The organism is Rathayibacter sp. AY2B9, assembly GCF_002931595.1.
GTDB lineage: Bacteria > Actinomycetota > Actinomycetes > Actinomycetales > Microbacteriaceae > Rathayibacter.
In genome coordinates, this window is sequence record NZ_PSUB01000009.1 from 130959 (window position 1) to 153673 (window position 22715).

Here is a 22715-nt window from a genome sequence, read left to right on the forward strand (position 1 = left end):
CCCGGTGTCAGGAGGGCCCGGTGCCCGGCGAGAGCCGGCGCCGGGCCCTCTCGGCGTCCCGGTCGCGCCCGCGGACGCGGAGCCCGCTCCGCCTCAGCCGCTCGACCAGCTCCCGCGCGCCGACGGGGACCGCGCCCGCGGCGACGAGCTCGTCGATCCGCTCCTCGGGCACGTCGTAGTGGTCCAGGTCGAAGCCGCGCTCGGGCACGCCGAGACGGCGCGCGAAGTCGTGGAGCTCCTCGAGCGAGACGTCGCTCACGAGGTGCGCCCACAGCCGGCCGTGCGCCGGCCAGCGCGCGGCGTCGACGAGGATGGCCATTCCCCGATCGTAGGCGGCGCGCCGTCCGTCCACGCGCCTCCTCCTCGACTATCGTGACGGGGTCGCCGGTCGGGTGGACACGGCTTCGCAGTCGTGTGCGTTTGACCGTGGAGCGCGGATCCCGTACTCTTGACCGTTGGTGTGGCGCGATCCATGTGCTCACGCAGATTTCCGTTGTCGCTCCGCCCCTCACGGGGCGCGGGCCGCGGTGCCGGTTCCCTCGTGTCGTGAGGAGACGGGTACGAACCGGAAGACCGGGGCTCAGCCCCGTCCCTACAAGCCCCGGACGAGGCCTCCGCTCCGTCCAGACGAGAAACAGGTACGAGAAGTGGTTTACGCAGTTGTGCGCGCCGGCGGTCGGCAGGAGAAGGTCGAGGTCGGCACCATCGTGACGATGGACCGCGTCAAGGCCGACGAGAACGGCACCGTGCAGCTTCCTGCCGTGCTGCTCGTCGACGGTGAGTCGATCACCTCGGACGCGGCGACCCTCGCGGGCGTCACCGTCACCGCCGAGGTGCTCGAGGACCTCCGTGGTCCGAAGATCATCATCCAGAAGTTCAAGAACAAGACCGGTTACAAGAAGCGCCAGGGGCACCGTCAGGACCTCACGCGCGTCAAGGTCACTGGCATCAAGTAGTCCTGCAAAGGAATTGAGCTGACCTGCGGAGCGAGCCATCGCCCTGCAGGGCAACAGCACGGGGCTGCGGCCCCCCGGTCTCGAGGAGATGAGAAATGGCACACAAGAAGGGCGCGAGCTCCACTCGCAACGGTCGCGACTCGAACGCGCAGCGTCTCGGCGTCAAGCGCTTCGGCGGCCAGGTCGTGAACGCGGGCGAGATCATCGTCCGCCAGCGCGGCACCCACTTCCACCCCGGCGCGAACGTCGGACGCGGTGGCGACGACACCCTGTTCGCCCTCTCGGCGGGCGCTGTCGAGTTCGGCAGCAAGGGCGGCCGCAAGGTCGTCAACATCGTGGCGGCCGCCCAGTAGGGTCGACCTCCTCGGCCGCACAGGCACAGGACGCAAGGGGCGGGCTTCGGCTCGCCCCTTGCGCGTTTACCGGGGCACAGCCCCCCGGCGCCGGCATCCCGGCGCCGCACGCACTCACGGACGGATTCACACCATGGTCACCTTCGTCGACAACGTCACGCTGCATCTGCGTGCCGGCCACGGCGGCAACGGCTGCGTCTCCGTCCGTCGCGAGAAGTTCAAGCCGCTCGCCGGCCCCGACGGCGGCAACGGCGGGCACGGGGGCGACATCGTCCTCGTCGCCGACCCGCAGACGACGACGCTGCTCGCCTACCACCGCCACCCGCACCGCAGCTCCGAGAACGGCGGTCCCGGCATGGGCGACCACCGCGCGGGCGGGAACGGCGAGCTCATGGAGCTCCCCGTCCCGGTCGGCACGGTCGTCAAGTCGCCGGACGGCGACCAGCTGATCGACATGGACGAGCCCGGCCTCCGGTTCGTCATCGCTCCGGGCGGGCAGGGCGGGCTCGGCAACGCCTCGCTCGCCACCACGAAGCGCAAGGCGCCCGGCTTCGCGCTGCTCGGCACGCCGGGCTGGGAGGGCGACGTCGTCCTCGAGCTGAAGACCGTCGCGGACGTCGCGCTCGTCGGATTCCCCTCGGCGGGCAAGTCGAGCCTCGTCGCGGCGATCTCGGCGGCCAAGCCGAAGATCGCGGACTACCCGTTCACGACCCTCGCGCCCAACCTCGGCGTCGTGCAGGCGGGGGAGTCGCGCTTCACCGTCGCCGACGTGCCCGGTCTCATCGAGGGCGCGAGCGAGGGCAAGGGCCTGGGTCTGGAGTTCCTCCGCCACGTCGAGCGCTGCACCGCGCTCGTCCACGTGCTCGACTGCGCCACGCTCGAGCCCGGCCGCGACCCGCTGACCGACCTCGACATCATCCTCGGGGAGCTGGCGGCGTACCCCGTCGGCGACGGACAGGTGCCGCTGATCGAGCGGCCGCAGCTGATCGCGCTCAACAAGGTCGACGTGCCCGAGGCCCAGGAACTGGCCGACTTCGTCCGGGCCGACCTCGAGGGCCGCGGCTACCGCGTGTTCGAGATCTCGACGGTCAGCCACTCGGGACTCCGCCAGCTGACGTTCGCCCTCGCCGAGATCGTCGAGAAGCACCGCCTCGAGCTCGCCGCCGTGCCGCGGGTGGAGCGCATCACCATCCGCCCCCGCGCCGTGGACGAGAAGGACTTCGAGATCCGGGTCGAGGGCGGCTCGTACGGCAACGTGTACCGGGTCCTGGGCACCAAGCCCGTGCGCTGGGTCGCGCAGACCGACTTCACGAACGACGAGGCCGTCGGCTTCCTCGCCGACCGCCTGGCCAAACTCGGAGTCGAGAACGGCCTGTTCTCGGCTGGAGCGGTCGCCGGCTCCACCGTCGTCATCGGCCCCGGCGACGGCGTCGTCTTCGACTGGGAGCCGACCCTCACCTCGACGGCCGAGCTCATCACCGCGCCCCGCGGAACGGACCTCCGCCTCGAGGACAACCGGCGCAAGACCCGCAACGAGCGTCGCGAGGACTACTTCGAGCGGATGGACGCCAAGGCCGAGGCCCGCGCGGAGCTCGAGCGCGAGCGCCAGGGCGGCGTCTGGCGCGTCGCCGACGAGGGCGACGGCACGGAGGCCGGCGAGGAGAGCTGACTCCCGCCGCCGGGGTCGTCTGCCTCTACACTGGCCGGATGCCGCAGACGACCCCCGACAGCAGTGCGCTGACCGAGCGGTTCGCCGCTTCCCGCGTCGCGTCGCGCTCCCTCCGCAGTGCGACCACCGACCTCAAGAACCGGGCTCTGCTCGCCATCGCAGACGCGGTGCGCTCGAGCGCCGAGCGCGTCGTCCCGGCGAACGAGCTCGACCTCCAGCGGGGTCGCGAGAGCGGCATGAGCGCGGGCCTGCAGGACCGCCTCCGCCTCGATGCGGCGCGCCTGGGGTCCCTCGCCGACGCCGTCGTCGCGGTCGTCGGGCTCACCGATCCGGTCGGGCAGACGGTGCGGGGATCGAACCTGCCCAACGGCGCCTCCCTCACCCAGGTGCGGGTCCCGTTCGGCGTGGTCGGAGCGATCTACGAGGCGCGCCCGAACGTCACCATCGACATCGCGGCGCTCGCCCTCAAGAGCGGGAACGCCGTGATCCTGCGTGGAGGCACGGCCGCGGAGAACACGAACCGCGTCCTGGTGGAGCTGCTGCAGGAGGCCGTCGCCGCCGTGGGCCTGCCCGCCGAGCTGGTGCAGACGGTCGACGACCACGGCCGCGAGGGCGCGAAGGCCCTCATGCGAGCGCGCGGCTACGTCGACGTCCTGGTGCCGCGAGGGAGCGCCGGCCTCATCGAGTCAGTCGTGACGGAGTCGACGGTCCCCGTGATCGAGACGGGCGCCGGAGTCGTCCACGTCTTCCTCGACGCCAGTGCCGACGAGCAGTGGGCCGTGGACATCGTCCACAACGCCAAGGTGCAGCGTCCGAGCACCTGCAACGCCCTCGAGACCCTCCTCGTCCACCGCGACGCCGCCGAGCGCCTCCTCCCGCCCGTCCTCGGCCGGCTCGCGGAAGCGGGAGTGACCGTGCACGGCGACGAGCGCGTCGCGGCGCTCTGGCCCGACGCGGTGCCCGCCACCGACGAGGACTGGTCCGCGGAGTACTACTCGCTCGACGTCGCCGTCGCGATCGTCGACGACCTCGACGCCGCGATGGCCCACATCGACCGGTACTCCACCCACCACACCGAGTCGATCGTGACGAACGACCTCCGGAGCGCCGAGCGCTTCCTCGCCGAGGTCGACTCCGCGGTCGTGATGGTCAACGCCTCCACCCGCTTCACCGACGGCGGGGAGTTCGGGTTCGGCGCCGAGGTCGGCATCTCGACGCAGAAGCTGCACGCTCGGGGGCCCATGGGTCTTCCCGAGCTGACCAGCACGAAGTGGCTGCTGCGCGGCGCGGGACAGGTCCGCGCCTAGCGCCCGGACCGGCGATCCGGCGTCGAGCGGCGTCCGGGTAGACTCGTCGGAGCCCCGCCGGGGCGACCACGACCTCCAAGGAGCACTGCATGTCCCTCGCGACGACCGTCCTCGCCGAAGCAGCGGCCCACACGGAGCTGCCGTTCCCCCCGATCGTCTTCGGCCTGATCGCCGCCGTCGCCTTCACGGCCCTCGGCTTCGTCACCTGGAGCTACCGGGACGTGGCGAACCGCCACTCGCACAAGACCGGTGCCGGCTCCCACGACCAGCACGGTCACGGACACTAGGCGGGGAGCCCAGCGATCGTGACGTCCGCCGCGAGCGGAGGCCCGCGGCGTCCGCGCATCGGCGTGATGGGCGGCACCTTCGACCCGATCCACCACGGTCACCTGGTCGCCGCCTCCGAGGTGGCCCAGTCGTTCGACCTGGACGAGGTCGTCTTCGTGCCCACCGGCCAGCCGTGGCACAAGAAGACGGTGACCTCCGCCGAGCACCGGTACCTGATGACGGTGATCGCGACGGCGTCGAACCCGCGCTTCACCGTCAGCCGCGTCGACGTGGACCGGATCGGCACGACCTACACGATCGACACCCTGCGGGACATCCACGCCGCGCACCCCGACGCCGAGCTGTTCTTCATCACCGGCGCGGACGCGGTCGCTCAGATCCTGAGCTGGAAGGACTACGACGAGCTGTGGGAGCTGGCCCACTTCGTCGCCGTCAGCCGGCCGGGGCACGTCCTCAACGTTTCGGGATTGCCGGCCCAGGACGTATCCTTGTTGGAGATTCCGGCACTGGCGATCTCCTCGACCGACTGTCGGAGCCGCGTCAACCGGGGTCATCCGGTCTGGTACCTGGTTCCCGACGGTGTCGTCCAGTACATCTCGAAGCACCACCTGTATCGGAGCACGTCATGACAGTTCAGCCCGAGGAGAAGCCGCTCACCCGGCGCGAGATCCGCGAGCGCGAGAGGCGCGAGGCCGGTGCGGCCACGACCGCCGCCGTTCCGACGACGTCCCGCCGGGCTGCCACTGCGACCGCCACCACCGCCGGCGATATGCCGGTGCTGACCCCCACCCAGGCCCTGCGGATCACCCCCGTCGAGCCGAGCCCCGCGAGCGAGCCCGACCTGCGCACCTCCTCGATGGAGATCGTCGCCACCGAGAACGCCACGGGCCGCCAGCTGACCCGTCGGGAGCTGCGCGCACTGCTGGCGCAGCAGCAGGCGGAGAAGGTCGCCGCCGCACCGGAGGCGGAGCCGCCCGCCGACGAGGAGCGGTCGGACGACGAGCGCTCCGACTACGTCGAGGGCGCCCTCGAGCGCGCCTCGGCGCTCCCGCCGACCGGGGCGGTCCCCGTGATCGAGGCGGCCGACGAGTCCCGTGATGCGGAGCCGGTGCCCGAGGGCGCAGCGGAGCAGGAGCCGGAGGGCGACGAGGACGTCGTCACCGAGGACGCCCCCGAGGCGTCCGAGGAGGAGGCGGACGAGTCCGCCACCGATGCGACCGCGGACGCCGACGCGGCCGAGGTGCACGAGGCCGAGATCGAGAGCTCCTCCTCCGACGACGAGACGCCGTCCGCGGACGCCTCCGACGAGCGGGACGCGGACGACGAGCAGCCGACGGCCGGCGAGCAGCCCGAGCAGCCGCACCTGAACACCGCGCTCTTCGCGTCGGTGGGCGGATCCCTCGACATCGCCGACGAGAAGGCCACCGAGATCACCGGGAGCTTCGAGCCGCCGATCGAGCACCTCGCCATCACCGAGGAACTCGACAGCAAGTCGAAGGAGGAGGTGGACGCCTCGTTCGACTCCCTCATCGCGAGCGGAGTCGCCGCCACCGGTGCCGTCACCACCACCAACGCGCTGATCCTGCCGACCACGGGCCCCGGCGCGACAGTCGGCACGGACACGGGGGAGATCCTCGTCACCGGCTCGTTCGACCTCCCGCGCAGCCTCGGCTCCACGGGCCAGCACCCGAACCTCTACGACTCGCCCGATGTGGACCGCTACGTCGACCGCATCGACCGCGAGCAGCCCGTCGGCGAGTCCGAGCCGGTCCGGGCGTCCAGCGCCGTCTCCACGCACGCCGCCGGCACCTCGATGATCGCGCCGCAGAAGCGCGCCGGCGTGAGCGTCCCGGTGGTCCTCGCGATCACCGCGGCCGTCCTGCTGGTCGGCGCGATCGCGCTGTTCATCGGCGGCTTCGTGCTCAACATCTTCTGATCTCCACCACCGACACTGAAGGCTTCATGACTGCGACCGATTCCGCCCGCGCCCTGCTCCAGCTCGCGGCCACCGCCGCCGACTCCAAGGGCGGTGAGGACCTCGTCGCCCTCGACGTCTCGGGGCCGCTGCCGCTGGTCGACATCTTCCTCCTCGCCACCGGCCGCTCCGAGCGCAACGTGGTCGCGATCGCGAACGAGGTGGAGGACCGCCTGAACGACTCCGGCGCCAAGCTGCTGCGCCGCGAGGGCCGTGCGGAGGGCCGCTGGATCCTCCTCGACTTCGGCGACCTCGTCGTGCACGTCTTCCACGAGGAGGACCGCATGTACTACTCGCTCGAGCGCCTCTGGAAGGACTGCCCGACGGTGCCGTTCACCCTCGAGCAGCCTGTCGCCGTCGACTCGTCAACGTCCTCGAATTGACGAACACGCCCGGCGACAGCGCTCGATTTCACTTCACGCGAATCGTGTTGTAGTTTGTTCGAGTTGCTTCCGCCGGGCGGAGACAGCGCAGGACAGTACGAAGCAAGACAAAACACAACATGGGTCCGTGGCGCAGCTGGTAGCGCACCTGCATGGCATGCAGGGGGTCAGGGGTTCGAATCCCCTCGGATCCACCGAACAGGTCCGCACTCCTCCGGGAGTGCGGACCTTCGTCGTTCCCGGCGTTACAGGGTCTGGCGTCGTCCTGTCCGGCTCAGGCCGGTCAGGCCAGCCAGGACCGTGCCCGTCCGGCCACCGGGTCCCCCTGCTGGTCACGCACGGGTCGGCCCGACCGGCTCCACATGGCCGCCGCATCCGGCGAGGAATCCGGAGAGCTCGCCCCAGGCGTCCTCCCCGATCGTGGTGCCCGGGCGCCGTGCGAGATCGGCCAGAGCGTCCGTCAGCTCGTCGACTCCCGTCAGGATCCTCGTCCGTGCCGCTCCCGTGCCCTGCCATCCGGGCGCGTACGTCCTGACGTCGGGGTGGCTGTAGAGCACGGCCGTCTCGAACCACGGCGTGGGCAGACCGTTCAGGGCCAGGTGCTCCTTGAGCCTCGCGGCCTGGATCCGGACCTGCCGGGCGGGGACGTGCTGCTCGACATGCGTGCGCACCGTCCACCGCGACACCGTCCCCGGTGCGATCTGAACCGCGAAGGCCTCGGGCAGGGCGTCCTCGTCGAGGAGGACGCCGTAGGAGGGGTGGACGGTACCGGGTCGCACGCCGTCGAAGACGACCCCCTGCCAGTACTTGGCCTCGATGATGAGCGCGCCGTGCCGGGTGAGCAGCAGATGGTCGATCTGCGCGAGGAAGCGGCGCGTCGTGCGCGCCTCGACCGGTACGAAGACGACGTTCGTGGCGAGAACGCCGGACAGCCCCGCCGAGGCGCACGCCTCCCGGATCAGGGTGTGCGAGACGGCCTCGCTGCTCCAGGTCCTGGCGAGGGCGTCACGGGTCTGCTCGGCCTCCTCCTGCGCGGTCTCGAGCTCGGTCCGACTGAGGTCGCGCTCGGCGTCGCGCGCGCGCGTCAATGCCTTGAGCGCCGCCTCGTGGCTCCGGTCGCGCTCGGCAATCGTGCGCTGGTGCTCCTCCGAGGCCTCCTCCGCGGCCTGCTCCGCCGCCGCTCTCGCCGCAGTGCGCCGTCGGCGGCCGGCGACGACCGTGATGAGAAGGGCCAGGAGCAGGGCGGCCGCGACGGCCCAGGGCAGGTACTCGTTCATGGTCCCCAGGCAAGCACGGACCACCGACCGTGCGCCGCCACGGCTCCTGATCGCGCCGTTCGGCGGACCGGCCGCGGTGCGCTCGCTCGTGCCCTGTCCGGACGTCTTCGTCGGCGTCCGCCTGCGCGCGCGGCGGAGACGCCGACCCTGCGCCGGCCGATCGAGCAGGCGGAGCCCTACCGCCGCCTGGCGGACGCGATGCACGACCAGCACGAGGTCCGGCTGACCGGCGTCGAGGGCACGCTGCTGGGCCTCGTCGGCCCGCAGCCGTTCCAGGGGATCAGCGTCGCCGGCCTGCACACGCACGTCGTCGACACCACCGGCGGGATCGGCGGCCACGTGCTCGCCGCCTCCGGAGTCGCGGGCCTGCTCGAGATCGAGCAGTACGGCGGCATCACCGTCCTCCTGCCGGAGTCGGACGACCACCCGCGAGCCGACCTGGACGCGGCGGCCGACGCCGGGATCCGCGCCGTGGAGACCGACCACCCGCCCTGAGCGGCCCTACCCTGGACGCATGCCCTCACTGCGCGACGTCCACGCCGTCATCGACCGTCTCTGGCCCGAGGCGGCCGCCGAGAGCTGGGACGCGCCCGGCCTGGTCACCGGCGACCCCGACGCCGCGGTGGAGCGGATCCTGCTCACGGTCGACGCGGTCTCCGACACCGTCGCGGAGGCCGTCGACGGCGGATACCAGCTCCTGGTCGCGCACCACCCGCTGCTGCTGCGCGGCGTCACCTCGATCGCCGAGGACGGCTACAAGGGCCGCCTGCTCGCGGACCTCGTCCGGGGCGGCTGCGCACTGATCTCGGCCCACACAAACGCCGACATCGTCGCGGACGGCGTCTCGGACGTGATCGCGACCCGCCTCGGCCTGACCGGCACGACTCCGATCGTCCCGGGCGCCGACCCGTCGGTCGGGCTCGGCCGGGTGGGCGATCTGCCCGAGGAGGTGACGCTCGGACGCCTGGCCGGAGCCGTGGCCGAGCTCCTGCCGGCCACCGCAGGGGGAGTGCGGGCCGCGGGCGCCTACGAGACACCCGTGCGCCGCGTGTCGCTCTGCGGTGGAGCGGGGGACTCCCTCCTGGAGGCCCCCGCCGTCCGCACGAGCGACGTCTTCATCACCGCCGACCTCCGGCACCACCCGGCCTCCGAGGCGCGCGAGAAGGCCCTGCACGGCACCGGGCCCGCCCTCATCGACGTCTCGCACTGGGCGAGCGAGTGGCTGTGGCTCGACGTCGCCGCGACCGCGCTGCGGGAGGCCCTGCCCACGGTCACCGTCGAGGTGAGCGAGACCCGCACCGACCCGTGGGATTTCGCGATCGTGCACTGACCCGCCGCGGGCACGGGAGAATGGACGCGGCGCGCCCGTACTGCGCGCCGGGAACGAGGACCGCCACGTGAAAGCCAGCCCCGCACACCAGCGCGAACTCCTGACTCTGGCGAGTCTGGACACGAGGGGCGCGCAGCTGCGCCACGCCCTCGCGACGCTCCCGCAGATCGCGCGGATCCAGGCGATGCAGGCCCGCGACAACGAGACCCGCCGCTCCCTCGCCGAGCGCACAGGGCGCCTCGAGGACGTGCGCACCGAGCTCGGGCGCATCGAGTCCGACGTCAGCGTGGTCGAGAAGCGGCTCACCCGCGATCGCGACCGCCTGCAGACCGCATCCGGGGCCAAGGACATCGCCGCGCTCGAGAGCGAGATCACCTCCCTCGTGAAGCGACGGGGAGACCTCGAGGACATCGAGCTGACCCTGATGGAGCGGATCGAGGGCATCGAGTCCGAGGTCGCCGCGGCTCAGGCCGAGCGCGACGAGGTCGTCGCCTCGCTCGGGACCCTCGCCGAGGAGCGCGACGCGCAGGCCGAGAAGCTCCGCGACAAGCAGGAGGCGCTCGCCCGGGACCGGGCGGACCTGGTGACGACCCTTCCGGAGGACCTGGTCGAGCTGTACGAGAAGCAGCGCGCCCGCTACGGAGTCGGCGCGGCCCTCCTCCGCGGGAAGGTGTCGGAGGGGAGCGGCGTGGCCCTCACCGAGTCGGACCTCTCCTGGATCCGCGCCTCCGCTCCCGACGAGGTCGTCCTCTGCCCCGACAGCGGCTGCATCCTGGTGCGCGGCGAGGAGTCCACCCTCGCCTGAGCCGTACACTGGACGGGCGAACGGGCCGGCAAGACGGTCGCGTCACCGCGGCGAGAGCCGTGGTGCCGAGGAACGTCCGGGCTCCGCAGAGCAGGGCGGTGGGCAACACCCACCCGGGGCGACCCGCGAGACAGTGCCACAGAGAACAGACCGCCGTCGGCTCCGGCCGGCGGTAAGGGTGAAACGGTGGTGTAAGAGACCACCAGGGGCCGGAGTGATCCGGTCAGCTCGGTAAACCTCGCCCGGAGCAAGGTCAGACAGAGGACGATGCGGCTGCTCGTCGGGTCCTCGGGTAGACCGCTGGAGGGTCACGGCGACGTGGCTCCGAGAGAGATGGCCGTCCAGCGCCCGCCGAGAGGCGCGGCGTGAACAGAACCCGGCGTATCAGCCGACCCCTTCGCCACGAGATGCCCCGCCCCGGCGGGGCATCTCGCGTCTCCACCGGTCGCCGAGCTCGCGCTCCCGCCCGCAGGCGGCGCGACGGCCTGCCGTGGCGGTTCCCGGGTCTCGATACATCCTTGCGCCGCCACTCGACAGGACTGGCGCGGTCCAGCTCTCGCGCTGCCTCCTGCGGACGAAGCGGTGCAGCACGGCGTCCGGCAGGCGACGGTCCCGGAGGACGGTCCTGGGACGCCGCTGCGGATCGACCGCCGAGGACCAGGTGCCCCGCCCCGTCGTGGCTCACCGCGACGACTGGACCCCGAAGGTCCGATCACGCCCGTGCGCCACGGCGCCACGCACGAGGCGAACCGGCGAAACGCGTGCCAGCGTTTCGCCGTAGCCGTCCGCACCCCGCTCGCCGGATCGCGTCACCTCCCGAGGCCGACCGCGCCTCGGCGGGCGGGGACCGCCGAGGAGAAAGACTCAGCCCCGCCCTGCGAGCGCGGCCGCGCCGAGGATGCCGGCGTTGTTGCGGAGCGCCGCCGGGATGATCGGGGTGCGCAGGTCGAGCAGCGGGAGGAACTCGTCGTGGTGCTTGGAGATGCCGCCGCCGACGATGAAGAGATCGGGCCAGAGCAGCGCCTCGAGGTGGGAGTAGTAGCGCTGCAGGCGCTTCGCCCAGTGCTTGTAGTCGAGGTCGTCGCGCTCCTTGGCGGCGAACGAGGCCTTCTTCTCGTAGTCGCCGCCGTGGATCTCGAGGTGGCCGAGCTCGGCGTTGGGGATGAGGATCCCGTCGTGGATCTGCGCCGTCCCGATGCCGGTGCCGAGGGTGGTCATGATGACCAGGCCCTTCTTGTCCTTCGCCGCTCCGAAGCGCGACTCGGCGTAGCCCGCCGCGTCGGCGTCGTTGACGAAGAAGATGTTCCTGCCGATCGCGTCCTCGAAGAGCTTCTCGGCCTCGAGGCCGATCCACTCGTCCGACACGTTCGCCGCCGACATCGTCCGTCCGTGGACGACGACGGCGGGGAAGCAGATGCCGACCGGGGTGTCCGAGGGCAGGTCCGGGATCTTCTCGAGGATCTGCTGGACGGTGGCGACGATGTCCTTCGGCGTGCCTCCCGGGGGAGTGGCGAGCTTCATCCGGTCGCTGAGCAGGGTGCCCGCGGCCAGGTCCACCGAGGCCCCCTTGATGCCCGTTCCCCCGATGTCGATCCCGATGGCGGTCGCCGCAGCAGTCATAGCGGCCATGCTAGCGAAGGGCGGGGGTGCGGACCGACGCGGGCTGCGGCGTAGGATCGCGGCATGGCTGACGGCGACACGAACTCCTGGTGGTACAACCTCAAGGCCGGCACGGTGGAGCAGGGATTCGTGTCCCCCTCCGTCGACCGGGTGGGACCCTTCTCCTCTCGCGAGGAGGCGGAGCACGCCCTCGAGCGGCTGCACGAGAACAGCCGCAAGTGGGCCGAGGAGGACGCCGCCGAGGACCGCTGACCGCGGCTAGTCGTAGCTGTGCTCGGCGCCGGGGTAGGCGCCGGACTCCACGTCGTCCCGGTACGCGGTGACCGCTCCGGTGAGCACGCCGCGCAGATCCGCGTACTGCTTCACGAAGCGGGGGATGCGGCCGGTGGTGAATCCGGCGAAGTCCGTCCACACGAGCAGCTGTCCGTCGACGTGCGGTCCCGCTCCGACTCCGATCGTCGGGATGCGCAGCTCCTCCGTCACCTGACGTGCCGCGTCCGCGGGCACCATCTCGAGGACGACGGCGAACGCCCCGGCCTCCTGGACGGCTCGTGCGTCGGCGAGCAGCTGCTCGATGCCCTCGCCGCGCCCCTGGACCATGTGGCCGCCGAGCCCGTGCTCGCTCTGGGGCGTGAAGCCGATGTGCGCCATCACGGGGATGCCCGCCTCGACGATGCGCCGGATCTGCTCGGCGGAGCGGACCCCGCCCTCGAGCTTCACCGCGTGCGCGTGCGTCTCCTTCATGAAGCGGAACGCCGTGTGCAGCGCGTCGTCGGCACCCGACTCGTAGGAGCCGAAGGGCATGTCGGCGACGACGAAGGCGCGCTCGACGGCTCCGGCGACGGCACGCGCCAGCGGGATGAGCTCGTCGACGGTGACGGGCAGAGTGGTGTCGTAGCCGAGCACCGTGTTGCCGGCGGAGTCGCCCACGAGAAGGAAGTCGATCCCGGCGTCGTCGAAGATCTTCGCCGTGAGCTGGTCGTAGCTGGTCAGCCCGGTGATGCGGACACCGGAGTCCTTCGCGTTCTGGAAGTGGCGGGTTCGAACGCGTTTCACGGGCTGCGCTGACATGGGCGCCAGTCTACGGCGCGCCTCGGGCGCCCCGCGGGCCCCGGTCGGAGGCAGTAGCCTGAGGGTCGAAACAGGAGGGGTCTGGATGGACAAGCAACGGGACTTCGTTCTTCGCACCATTGAAGAGCGAGGGATCAAATTCGTTCGCCTCTGGTTCACCGACGTCGTCGGCACGCTGAAGTCGGTCGCGATCGCGCCGGCCGAGGTGGAGGGCGCGTTCGCGGAGGGGCTCGGCTTCGACGGCTCCGCCATCGAGGGCCTCACCCGCTCCTTCGAGGCCGACGTCCTCGCGCATCCGGACCCGTCGACCTTCCAGATCCTCCCGTGGCGCGGAGAGATCGACCCGACGGCGCGGATGTTCTGCGACATCACGACGCCCGACGGCCAGCCCGCCGTCGCCGACCCGCGCAACGTGCTCAAGCGCACGCTGGCGAAGGCGGCCGAGCGCGGGTTCACCTTCTACACGCACCCCGAGATCGAGTTCTACCTCCTCAAGTCGTCGTCCTTCGGCGCCGAGGGTCCGGAGCCGGTCGACTCCGCCGGGTACTTCGACAACGTCCCCGGAGGCACGGCGCACGACTTCCGCCGCCGCTCCGTGCGCATGCTGGAGGATCTGGGCATCTCGGTCGAGTTCAGCCACCACGAGGCGGGCCCCGGCCAGAACGAGATCGACCTCCGCTACGCGGACGCGCTCACCACGGCCGACAACATCATGACCTTCCGCACCGTGATCAAGGAGGTGGCGATCGAGCAGGGCGTCTACGCGACGTTCATGCCGAAGCCGCTCTCCGGGCACCCCGGCTCGGGCATGCACACGCATCTCTCGCTCTTCGAGGGCGACGTGAACGTGTTCTACGAGCAGGGCGCCCAGTACCAGCTCTCGAAGCTCGGCCGTCAGTTCATCGCGGGCCTGCTCAAGCACGCCCCCGAGATCACCGCCGTGACGAACCAGTTCGTCAACTCCTACAAGCGGCTCTGGGGCGGCGACGAGGCGCCCAGCTACGTCTCGTGGGGCCACAACAACCGGTCCGCCCTCGTGCGCGTTCCGCTCTACAAGCCCAACAAGGGGCAGTCGTCGCGCATCGAGTACCGGGCGCTGGACTCCGCGGCGAACCCCTACCTGGCGTACTCGCTGCTCCTGGCGGCCGGGCTCAAGGGCATCGAGGAGGGCTACGAGCTCCCGGCCGAGGCCGAGGACAACGTGTGGGCCCTCTCGGACGCGGAGCGCCGGGCGCTCGGCTACGGCGCTCTGCCCGCCAGCCTCGACCGCGCCATCTCGCTGATGGAGGAGTCCGAGCTCGTGGCCGAGACGCTGGGCGAGCAGGTGTTCAACTTCGTGCTGCTCAACAAGCGGAAGGATTGGGCCGAGTACCGCGCCCAGGTCACGCCGTACGAGCTGCGCAGCAATCTCGAGATGCTCTGACGCCTCGGCCATGCCCCGTGAACGCTCCCTCCGCGATGTCGCACGCCTCGGCTTCGCCGCGCTCGGCGAGACCGGGGCGCGGCTGGCCGAGGCGGAGGAGCTCGCCGGGCGGCAGCTCGAGTCGGTGCTGCCCTCCTTCGCCCGGGTGGCGGACCCGGACGAGGCGCTGCTCGCTCTGATCGACCTGCTGCGGCGGCACCGCGACCGCATGGACGCGGTCCTCGCCGACGACGAGGCACTGACCCGGCTGCTTCTGGTGGTGGGGGCCTCCTCCGGCCTCGCCGACTTCCTCCAGCGCCGGCCCGACGAGCTGGCCAGCGTGCTCGAGCCGGTGCGCACGCTCACCGGGCGCGCCGAGATGAAGGCCGAGCTGCTCGAGTCGGTCGGCGCCGTCGACGGCTTCTCGTCGCTCCGGGAGGAGGCGGGCTGGACGGCGCTGCGCGTCCGGTACCGCCGCCTCCTCACCAGGATCGTCGTCCACGATCTGAGCCAAGCCGACCCCGCCGCGGCGATCGACCGGGTGACGAGGGCGCTGGCCGACCTCGCCGGAGCCGCGCTGGAGGCGTCCCTCGCCGTGGCGCGGACCGAGCTGGTCGAGGGCACGGGCCCAGGCCGCTTCGGCCGGGACGAGGTCGCCGCCACCCGCTTCGCCGTCATCGGCATGGGCAAGGCGGGAGCGTCCGAGCTCAATTACGTCAGCGACGTCGACGTGATCTTCGTCGCCGAGGGCGACCCGGAGAAGGAGCTGACGAACGCCCGTGCGATCGACGTCGCCACCCGGCTCGCCGTGCTCCTCATGCGCGGGACCTCTGCGCTGGCGATGGAGCCGGAGCTCTGGGAGGTCGACCCGAACCTGCGCCCGGAGGGCAAGCAGGGCGCGCTCGTGCGCACCCTCGAGTCGCACATCACCTACTACGACCGGTGGGCGAAGAGCTGGGAGTTCCAGGCGCTGCTCAAGGCGCGTCCGCTCGCCGGCGACCAGGAGCTGGGGCGGGCGTACGTCGACGCGGTCGCGCCCAAGGTCTGGTCGAGCGCCTCCCGCGAGAACTTCGTCGAGTCGGTGCAGCGGATGCGGGAGCGGGTCACCGAGAACATCCCGCAGAACGACGTCCACTACCAGATCAAGCTCGGGCCCGGCGGCCTGCGCGACATCGAGTTCACGGTGCAGCTGCTCCAGCTCGTCCACGGGCAGACCGATGACGAGATCCGCATGCCCGGGACTCTCCTCGCCCTGGGCGCCCTCGCCGACCACGGGTACATCGGCCGCTCCGCCGCCGAGGAGTTCGCGCAGGACTACCGGGCACTCCGGCTGCTCGAGCACCGCCTCCAGCTGCGGCGCCTTCGGCGTACGCACCTGATGCCGCGGGACGAGCACGAGCTGCGGACCCTCGCCCGCTCCAGCGGGCTCGCCCGCACGGCGGAGGAGCTGCTGAGCGTCTGGAACGGGATCAAGCACCGCGTCCGGGGCCTGCACGAGCGCCTGTTCTACCGTCCGCTGCTCTCCGCGGTCGCCGCGCTCTCCGACGGCGGTGCCGAGCTGTCCACCGGCCAGGCGGAGGCGCGCCTCGCCGCCATCGGCTTCGCGGACGCCCGCGGGGCGCTCGGTCACATCGCCGCGATGACCTCGGGCGTCTCGCGCCGCGCGAGCATCCAGCGCCACCTCGTGCCGGTGATGCTGCAGTGGTTCGCCGACGGACCGGACCCCGACTACGGCCTGCTCGCGTTCCGGCGCCTCAGCGACGCACTGGGCGGGACGCCCTGGTTCCTCCGGATGCTGCGCGACTCGTCCGGAGCCGCCAAGCGGCTCACCACGGTGCTCTCCGGATCGCGCTTCGTCGGCGAGCTGCTCGACCGCATCCCGGAGTCGGCGGCCTGGCTCGAGGACGACGACGCCCTCCGCCCCCGCAGCGCCGCCCAGCTCGCCGAGGAGGTGCGCGCCGTGCTCGCCCGGCACGAGACGCCCGACGCAGTCGCCTCGGTCCTCCGCTCGATGCGCCGGCGCGAGGTGCTGCGGACCGCCATGGGGGGCGTGCTCGGTCTCAGCTCGATCGAGGAGATCGCGACCAGCCTCACCGACATCATCAGCGCACTGCTGGGCGGCGTGCTCGCCGCCATCCGGCGCGGCAGTGCGACCCGGCCCGGCGCCGACGCGGAGTTCGCGATCATCGGCATGGGCCGGTACGGAGGGGCGGAGCTGGGCTTCGGCTCCGACGCCGACGTGATGTACGTCCAGCGACCCGGCACCGCCGAGCCGCACCAGGCCCAGCTCTACTCGCAGTTCGTCGTCGCCGAGCTGGTCCGGCTCACGGAGGACTCCCGCCTGCCGCTCGACCTCGACGCCGACCTGCGGCCCGAGGGCAAGAACGGGCCCCTCGTGCGCTCCCTCGACTCCTACCGCGCCTACTACGCCCGCTGGTCGCTGACCTGGGAGGCGCAGGCGCTGCTCCGGGCGCGGGGAGTGGCGGGGGACCAGGCGCTCATCGAGGACTTCGAGGAGCTGGCTGACGGGGTCCGCTACCCGGGAGCGGTCTCCGACCGCGACATCCGCGAGGTGAAGCGGATCAAGGCACGGGTCGAGAGCGAGCGTCTGCCGCAGGGCGCCGACCCCCGCCGTCACCTCAAGCTCGGCCGCGGATCGCTGAGCGACGTCGAGTGGCTGGTGCAGCTCCTCCAGCTGCAGCACGCGCGGCGGACCCCGGCGCTGCGGACCACCTCGACCCTCACCGCCCTCGCGGTCGCGGAGGAGGAGGGCATGGTCGGCCCGCAGGACGCGGAGCGGCTGCGTGCCGCGTGGATCCTCGCGTCCCGTGTCCGCTCGGGCACCACGCTCTGGGGCAACCGCACCAGCGACGTCCTCCCGACCGACCGTCGGCAGCTCGAGGGCGTCGCGCGCCTGCTCGAGTATCCGGCCGGGTCCGCGACGGCGCTCGAGGACGACTACCTCGGCGTGACCCGCCGCTCCCGCGCGGTCTTCGAGCGCCTGTTCTACGGGCCGGCCGCGGGAGACGCTCCCTCCTACCGCTGACGCCCGCGCGCCGGGGACGGCGAAGGGCCGCCCCTCCGAGGAGGAACGGCCCTTCGGCAGTGCTGCGGGATCAGACCCCGTAGTACAGCTCGAACTCGAACGGGTGAGGACGCTGCGCGAGGGGCTTGATCTCCTTCTCGCGCTTGTACTCGATCCAGGTGTCGATGAGCTCCTGAGTGAACACGCCACCCTGGAGGAGGAAGTCGTGGTCGGCCTCGAGGGCGTCGAGCGCCTCGCCCAGGGTCGCGGGGACCTGCGGGATGAGCTTCGCCTCCTCGGGGGGCAGCTCGTAGAGGTCCTTGTCGACCGGCTCGTGCGGCTCGATGCGGTTCTTGATGCCGTCGAGGCCCGCCATCAACTGGGCGGCGAACGCGAGGTACGGGTTGCCGGAGGCGTCGGGCGCACGGAACTCGATGCGCTTGGCCTTCGGGTTCGTGCCCGTGATCGGGATGCGGATGGACGCGGAGCGGTTGCCGGCCGAGTAGACCAGGTTGACCGGCGCCTCGAAGCCCGGGATCAGGCGGTGGTACGAGTTGACCGTCGGGTTCGTGAACGCGAGGACGGCGGGGGCGTGCTTGAGCAGGCCGCCGATGTACCAGCGCGCGAGGTCCGAGAGACCGCCGTAGCCGTTCTCGTCGTAGAAGAGCGGCGTGCCGTCGTTCCACAGCGACTGGTGGGTGTGCATGCCCGAGCCGTTGTCGCCGAAGAGCGGCTTCGGCATGAACGTGGCGGTCTTGCCCCACTGCTCGGCCGTGTTCTTGACGATGTACTTGAACTTCAGGATGTCGTCCGCCGCGTGGACCATCGTGTCGAAGCGGTAGTTGATCTCGGCCTGGCCGCCGGTGCCCACCTCGTGGTGCGAGCGCTCGAGGATGAGGCCGGCGTCGATCAGCTTGAGGCAGATGTCGTCGCGGAGGTCGGCCTGCTTGTCGACGGGGCTCACCGGGAAGTAGCCGCCCTTGTAGGGCGTCTTGTTGCCGAGGTTGCCGCCCTCCTCGACGCGTCCCGAGTTCCAGGCGCCCTCGACCGAGTCGACGGAGTGGAACGCGGAGTTCTGCGTGATCTCGTAGCGGACGTCGTCGAAGATGTAGAACTCCGCCTCGGGGGCGAAGAACGCGGTGTCGGCGATGCCGGTCGACGCGAGGTACTTCTCGGCCTTCTTCGCGACCTGACGCGGGTCCTTGGAGTAGATCTCGCCGTTGCGCGGGTTGTAGATGTCGAAGACGAGGATCAGCGTGCGCTCGACGCGGAACGGGTCCACGTAGGCGGTGGTCACGTCAGGGATCAGCTGCATGTCCGATTCGTGGATGTTCGCGAATCCGCGGATCGAGGACCCGTCGAAGAGCTGACCGACGGAGAAGAACTCCTCATCGACAGTCGAGGCGGGGATGTTGAAGTGCTGCTGGACACCGGGGAGATCGGTGAACCGGATGTCGAGGAACTTGACGTCCGTGTCCTTGATGAACGAGAGCACCTCGGAAGAATCTTTAAACATGCAAAGGTCTCCAATGGCGTGACGGGGTGCTGCAGAGCGCAGCCGTTCCAGGGTAGTGACGGGGGGTTTCCCCACCGTGTCCCTGTTGTTTCCGACATGTTACGGGGCCGGTCCGGGGTCGGGCTCCACGTCGTCTGCCGGACCACCCGCTCCTCGGTCCGCTCCGAGACGCCGCGGATAGGATCGGAGGATGCCAGCCGCCGACCGCAGGACCTTCGCCGACGCCGCCCCGAGCTCGTACCCGGGGGAGCGTCTCGGCCTCCCCCGAGAGGGCCGCCTCTCGGTCGGACGGTCCGGCCGCCGCATCGCCGCCCTGGCCGTCGACTTCGCCGTCGCCGCTCTGCTGTCGCTCGCGTTCTTCGACTACGACCGCTGGGCGAGCCTGCTGCTGTTCGTCCTGCTGCAGGTCGTCTTCATCCCCACCATCGGCGGCAGCATCGGGCACCGCCTGCTCGGGATGCGCGTCATCCGTCTCGGCGGGGGCTGGGTCGGCGTGTGGCGCCCGATCGTGCGCTCTGTGCTGCTGGCCGTGCTGGTGCCGGCGCTCGTCTGGGACTCGGACCAGCGCGGCTTCCACGACAAGGTGGCCGGCACGGTTCTCGTCCGCTACTGACTCGCGCCGCAGACGCGACAGGCCGGCCGGGAGAGATCCCGACCGGCCTGTCGCGTCTGCGTCAGCGCGATCGCTGAGGGCGCACCTTGAAGGGGTCGACGCCCTTCGGGATGGGCAGCGACGTGTTGAGCGAGGAGAGCCGGTTCTTCACCGCGAGGACCTCGGCCTTGGTGAGGACCTTCTTCGTCTTCGAGAGGCGGCTCGGCACCTTGTGCAGCGGAGTCGCATCGGCGTCGGAGCCGACGTGCACGAAGGTGACGGGGACGTTCGGCAGGATCCGCGACACCTTGCGCCGCTCGTCCTCGAGCATGCGCTTGGTCCGGGAGGCGGGGCCCTCCGCGATCAGCACGACGCCTCCGCGGCCGACGGCGCGGTAGACGGCGTCCTGGGTCTTGCCGTTGACGGCAACGGGCATCTCGCCGCCGGTCCAGGTGCCGCGCAGTCCGCTGCGCAGGACGGCGCCGACCGCGCCGGGCTGCCCGGCGATCTGCCCGTAGGCGGCGCGCTCGGCGCGGCGCGAGAGCACGGCGAGTCCGGCGACCAGGCCGGCCATCACGCCCACGATGATCCACAGCGCGATCACGAAGCCGTTGCCGTTGCCGAGCAGGATGCCGAGGAGCACGCCGAGCAGGATCGGGAGCAGGAGCGCGAGGAGGATGATCCAGACGGCGCTGCTGTCGTAGCGGCGGGTCATCTGGAACACCTGCCACATCTGCTTGAGACGTCCGGGTTCCTTGACCGCCTTCGTCGACGGTTCCGTGCTGCGTGCCATGACGTCAAGGATACCGAGCGGGAGCGCGGCGGCGGACCCCGGACGCGGATCCGACTCCTCCACAGAGGGCACGTGCGCCGATCCCTCCACCGATCGGGATCGGCGGGCGTCCTCCGCCTCGGCCTGCGGTCAGGCTCGCCTCATGACGAGCAGCGGGACGGTCCAGGGCCGGAGGATCGGCGGAGCGCGGACGGGGAGGCGGTGGACGCCTGCGCCGGACGCCGCACCGTCGGCCGAGCGGACGATGCGGCCGCGGGAGGCCGAGGCGCTGCAGGCGTCGGCGGTGGCTCGGCTCGCCGAGCACCGCCACCGCGAGAGCATCGTCCGGGTGGAGTCGTCTCCGAGGAGGTGCATCGTGTCGACCGCCCCTCCCGTCGTCGCCACGCTCGAGAGGTTCCTGCGGGTCGAGCGGGGGATCGGACTCGGCGCCGCGGTCACCCTCCTCGCCCCCGTGGTGGGCGCGGTCCGCTCGGCCGCGCTCGAGGGAGCATGGCTGGCTCCGACGACGGACGACATCGGCCTGACGGAGGAGGGTCGGCCGCTGCTGCTGCTGACGACGCCCGCCGTCGACACCCCGCGTGCGGCGCGCGACGCGCTGCAGCGGGTCCTGGAGCGCCTCGGAATGCTCTGCCCGGAGCTGCCGGTCGCCGCCCTGGCGCGGCACCGCGACCTGCTGGCGCTGGAGGGCAACCTCTACGGACTCGCTGATCCGCAGGGGATAGGCGAGGCGGTGCGGGCGCTGCCGACGTCCGGCGCGGATGCACGGGGTCGGGAGGCGGTGCCCGCTCCGGCTGCCCGGCACAGGCGGGTCCATCCGCTCGACGGCTGGCAGGACCGCCTCCGGGCGTTCGTCGTCCGGCGTCGGGGACCGCTCTCCGTCGGGACGGCGATCGTGCTGGGAGCGGTGCTCGCCGGTTCGCTCGCGGGCGGGCCCGATCGGCAGGTGCAGGATGCGGAGGCGTCGACCGCAGCCGCGCCCGTTCCGGCTCGGTCGGCTCCGCCGGCGGTGGCGACCGCGGCACCGCCGGCTCCGGTCGCGGCGACCTCACTCGACGCCGAGCAGGCGGCGGAGGTGCTGATCGACGCGGTGCGCGCGTGCGGGGACCGGGAGTGCGCCCGCGGTCTGGTCACGGCGGACTCGCCGCTCGGCGACGCAGCGGACGGCCCCGCCTCCGCTGTCCCGGCGACGGGGGAGGCGTCGGCCGTCCTCGTCGACGTGAACGGGGCATCGGCGGTCGTGCACCTCCGGACGGCCCCGGGGACGACAGCGGCCTCCGTCCTGATCATCAGGACGGAGGCCGGCTGGCTCATCCGCGACGTCTACACCGGAGCGGCCTCGTGAGAGGCGCGCTCAGGGGGAGCGTGTCAGATGCCGAGGTCGTTCTCGAACGAGCCCTCCTCGAGGCGCTCCTTGATCGCGACCAGGAAGCGCGCCGCGTCGGCTCCGTCGACCGTGCGGTGGTCGTACGAGAGCGCGAGGAAGACGGTCGAGCGGATCGCGATGGCGTCAGCACCGTCCACCTGCACGACGGCCGGCTTCTTGGTGACGATGCCGGTGCCGAGGATCGCGGTCTGCGGCAGGAACACGACGGGAGTGTCGAACAGGGCCCCGCGCGAACCGGTGTTGGTCAGCGTGAAGGTGCCGCCGGCGAGCTCGTCGGGCTTCAGCTTGTTGTTGCGGGTGCGCTCGGCCAGGTCTCCGATGGTGGAGGCGATCTGCGCGAGGTTCAGCTCGGACGCGTTCTTGAGGACCGGGGTCAGCAGGCCGCGCTCGGTGTCGACGGCGATGCTGATGTTCTCGTGGTCCGGGTAGACGATCGACTCGCCGTCGAGGGTCGAGTTGATCACCGGGTAGGCCTTGAGCGCCTCGGCCGCCGCGAGGGCGAAGAACGGGAGGAAGGACAGCTTGGCGCCGGTCTTCTCCTGGAAGCTCTTCTTGACCGAGTCGCGGAAGCGGGCGACCGCCGTGACGTCGACCTCGATGACCGAGGTGAGCTGGGCGCTCGTCTGCATCGACTCGACGGCGCGCTGCGCGAGGACCTTGCGCAGGCGCGACATCGGCTGCGTGGTGCCGCGGAGGGGCGACGTCTCGAGCGGGGTGCGCGCGGCCTTGGCGGCTGCGGCGGCGGGCGCCGAGACCGGGGCGGCCGGAGCCGACTTGGCGGCCTCGACCGCGTCGAGGACGTCCTGCTTGCGGATGCGGCCGCCGACTCCGGTTCCCGTGAGGGTGGAGAGGTCGATGCCGTTCTCGCCGGCGAGCTTGCGCACGAGCGGGGTGACGTAGCCGGGGTTGGAGTCGGTGGGCTCCGGGGAGGCGGCGGGCGCGGCGGCAGCGGGGGCCGGCGCGCCCGCC

General features: G+C 71.6%; 23 protein-coding genes, 1 tRNA gene and 1 other RNA gene. 18 read left to right on the plus strand and 7 right to left on the minus strand.

The window, feature by feature from the left end; all coding sequences use genetic code 11:
* Nucleotides 1-7 precede the first annotated feature (7 nt).
* Nucleotides 8-319 carry a DUF4031 domain-containing protein gene (locus tag C5C25_RS10565; protein WP_104226718.1) on the minus strand — a complete coding sequence of 104 codons (312 nt, stop codon included), beginning with the start codon at nucleotides 317-319 and terminating at the stop codon, nucleotides 8-10.
* Nucleotides 320-647: 328 nt separating this feature from the next.
* On the opposite strand from C5C25_RS10565, the gene rplU reads away from it, so the two are divergent.
* The 9 genes from rplU (at nucleotide 648) to C5C25_RS10610 (ending at nucleotide 7125) form a co-directional block, all read left to right on the plus strand.
* On the plus strand, nucleotides 648-956 hold the full coding sequence (gene rplU, locus C5C25_RS10570) for a 50S ribosomal protein L21 (RefSeq protein WP_104223682.1): 309 nt from the start codon (nucleotides 648-650) through the stop codon (nucleotides 954-956).
* A 95-nt stretch (nucleotides 957-1051) separates the two neighbouring features.
* Complete coding sequence (gene rpmA, locus C5C25_RS10575) at nucleotides 1052-1309, plus strand: 50S ribosomal protein L27 (RefSeq protein ID WP_068209107.1); 258 nt, start codon at nucleotides 1052-1054, stop codon at nucleotides 1307-1309.
* A 133-nt stretch (nucleotides 1310-1442) separates the two neighbouring features.
* Complete coding sequence (gene obgE / locus C5C25_RS10580) at nucleotides 1443-2978, plus strand: GTPase ObgE (protein WP_104223681.1); 1536 nt, start codon at nucleotides 1443-1445, stop codon at nucleotides 2976-2978.
* A 38-nt stretch (nucleotides 2979-3016) separates the two neighbouring features.
* Nucleotides 3017-4285: a glutamate-5-semialdehyde dehydrogenase gene (locus C5C25_RS10585; protein WP_104250570.1), complete on the plus strand. Its 1269-nt coding sequence runs from the start codon at nucleotides 3017-3019 to the stop codon at nucleotides 4283-4285.
* Nucleotides 4286-4374: 89 nt separating this feature from the next.
* The gene (locus C5C25_RS10590; protein WP_104223679.1) at nucleotides 4375-4572 is read left to right on the plus strand and encodes a hypothetical protein; all 198 of its coding nucleotides are present in this window, start codon (nucleotides 4375-4377) and stop codon (nucleotides 4570-4572) included.
* An 18-nt stretch (nucleotides 4573-4590) separates the two neighbouring features.
* Nucleotides 4591-5202 (plus strand): nicotinate-nucleotide adenylyltransferase, encoded by a 612-nt coding sequence (gene nadD, locus C5C25_RS10595; RefSeq protein WP_104223678.1) that lies wholly within the window; start codon nucleotides 4591-4593, stop codon nucleotides 5200-5202.
* Nucleotides 5199-6509 carry a hypothetical protein gene (locus C5C25_RS10600; RefSeq protein WP_104250571.1) on the plus strand — a complete coding sequence of 437 codons (1311 nt, stop codon included), beginning with the start codon at nucleotides 5199-5201 and terminating at the stop codon, nucleotides 6507-6509. The genes nadD and C5C25_RS10600 overlap by 4 nt, the downstream gene beginning before the upstream one ends.
* A 26-nt stretch (nucleotides 6510-6535) precedes the next feature.
* On the plus strand, nucleotides 6536-6931 hold the full coding sequence (gene rsfS, locus C5C25_RS10605; protein WP_104223676.1) for a ribosome silencing factor: 396 nt from the start codon (nucleotides 6536-6538) through the stop codon (nucleotides 6929-6931).
* Nucleotides 6932-7052: 121 nt separating this feature from the next.
* Nucleotides 7053-7125 (plus strand) — tRNA-Ala (locus tag C5C25_RS10610).
* A 138-nt stretch (nucleotides 7126-7263) separates the two neighbouring features.
* Here C5C25_RS10610 and C5C25_RS16540 read toward each other — a convergent pair.
* A complete protein-coding gene (locus C5C25_RS16540) occupies nucleotides 7264-8208 on the minus strand; it encodes a nuclease-related domain-containing protein (RefSeq protein ID WP_258069391.1) in 945 nt (314 codons plus the stop codon).
* 159 nt (nucleotides 8209-8367) lie between these two features.
* Here C5C25_RS16540 and C5C25_RS16845 point away from each other — a divergent pair, with 159 nt between their 5' ends.
* The 4 genes from C5C25_RS16845 to rnpB all read left to right on the plus strand — a co-directional run bounded on the left by C5C25_RS16845 (nucleotide 8368) and on the right by rnpB (nucleotide 10743).
* Nucleotides 8368-8703 (plus strand): acetolactate decarboxylase, encoded by a 336-nt coding sequence (locus C5C25_RS16845; protein ID WP_258069392.1) that lies wholly within the window; start codon nucleotides 8368-8370, stop codon nucleotides 8701-8703.
* Between the two features lie 19 nt (nucleotides 8704-8722).
* Nucleotides 8723-9538: a Nif3-like dinuclear metal center hexameric protein gene (locus C5C25_RS10620; RefSeq protein ID WP_104250573.1), complete on the plus strand. Its 816-nt coding sequence runs from the start codon at nucleotides 8723-8725 to the stop codon at nucleotides 9536-9538.
* A gap of 67 nt (nucleotides 9539-9605) precedes the next feature.
* Nucleotides 9606-10343, plus strand: a complete 738-nt coding sequence (locus C5C25_RS10625) for a zinc ribbon domain-containing protein (protein ID WP_104250574.1) — start codon at nucleotides 9606-9608, stop codon at nucleotides 10341-10343.
* A gap of 21 nt (nucleotides 10344-10364) precedes the next feature.
* Nucleotides 10365-10743, plus strand: an RNA gene (gene rnpB, locus C5C25_RS10630) — RNase P RNA component class A.
* Between the two features lie 464 nt (nucleotides 10744-11207).
* Here the strand turns inward: rnpB and ppgK are convergent.
* Nucleotides 11208-11963 carry a polyphosphate--glucose phosphotransferase gene (ppgK, locus tag C5C25_RS10635; protein ID WP_104223672.1) on the minus strand — a complete coding sequence of 252 codons (756 nt, stop codon included), beginning with the start codon at nucleotides 11961-11963 and terminating at the stop codon, nucleotides 11208-11210.
* A 63-nt stretch (nucleotides 11964-12026) separates the two neighbouring features.
* Between ppgK and C5C25_RS10640 the strand changes: the two genes are divergently transcribed.
* Entirely contained in the window at nucleotides 12027-12215 is a 189-nt protein-coding gene (locus C5C25_RS10640) for an SPOR domain-containing protein (RefSeq protein WP_104250575.1), read from the plus strand.
* Nucleotides 12216-12221: 6 nt separating this feature from the next.
* On the opposite strand, the gene panB is transcribed toward C5C25_RS10640, so the two are convergent.
* Nucleotides 12222-13034, minus strand: coding sequence for a 3-methyl-2-oxobutanoate hydroxymethyltransferase (gene panB / locus C5C25_RS10645; protein ID WP_104250576.1), 813 nt, complete (start codon nucleotides 13032-13034; stop codon nucleotides 12222-12224).
* 85 nt (nucleotides 13035-13119) lie between these two features.
* On the opposite strand from panB, the gene C5C25_RS10650 reads away from it, so the two are divergent.
* Together C5C25_RS10650 and C5C25_RS10655 are read left to right on the plus strand one after the other, a co-directional pair.
* Nucleotides 13120-14457 (plus strand): glutamine synthetase family protein, encoded by a 1338-nt coding sequence (locus tag C5C25_RS10650; protein ID WP_068253236.1) that lies wholly within the window; start codon nucleotides 13120-13122, stop codon nucleotides 14455-14457.
* A gap of 10 nt (nucleotides 14458-14467) precedes the next feature.
* On the plus strand, nucleotides 14468-17482 hold the full coding sequence (locus tag C5C25_RS10655; protein ID WP_104250577.1) for a bifunctional [glutamine synthetase] adenylyltransferase/[glutamine synthetase]-adenylyl-L-tyrosine phosphorylase: 3015 nt from the start codon (nucleotides 14468-14470) through the stop codon (nucleotides 17480-17482).
* A gap of 70 nt (nucleotides 17483-17552) precedes the next feature.
* Here the strand turns inward: C5C25_RS10655 and glnA are convergent, their stop codons facing one another.
* The gene (gene glnA / locus C5C25_RS10660) at nucleotides 17553-18977 is read right to left on the minus strand and encodes a type I glutamate--ammonia ligase (RefSeq protein WP_104223668.1); all 1425 of its coding nucleotides are present in this window, start codon (nucleotides 18975-18977) and stop codon (nucleotides 17553-17555) included.
* Between the two features lie 190 nt (nucleotides 18978-19167).
* Between glnA and C5C25_RS10665 the strand changes: the two genes are divergently transcribed.
* A complete protein-coding gene (locus C5C25_RS10665; RefSeq protein WP_104223667.1) occupies nucleotides 19168-19590 on the plus strand; it encodes an RDD family protein in 423 nt (140 codons plus the stop codon).
* Between the two features lie 61 nt (nucleotides 19591-19651).
* Here the strand turns inward: C5C25_RS10665 and C5C25_RS10670 are convergent, their stop codons facing one another.
* Complete coding sequence (locus tag C5C25_RS10670; protein WP_104223728.1) at nucleotides 19652-20362, minus strand: DUF4191 domain-containing protein; 711 nt, start codon at nucleotides 20360-20362, stop codon at nucleotides 19652-19654.
* A 355-nt stretch (nucleotides 20363-20717) separates the two neighbouring features.
* On the opposite strand from C5C25_RS10670, the gene C5C25_RS10680 reads away from it, so the two are divergent.
* Nucleotides 20718-21704, plus strand: coding sequence for a hypothetical protein (locus tag C5C25_RS10680; RefSeq protein ID WP_104226708.1), 987 nt, complete (start codon nucleotides 20718-20720; stop codon nucleotides 21702-21704).
* 23 nt (nucleotides 21705-21727) lie between these two features.
* Here the strand turns inward: C5C25_RS10680 and sucB are convergent.
* The coding region (gene sucB / locus C5C25_RS10685) for a 2-oxoglutarate dehydrogenase, E2 component, dihydrolipoamide succinyltransferase (protein ID WP_104250579.1) at nucleotides 21728-22715 on the minus strand (988 nt) is incomplete at its 5' end.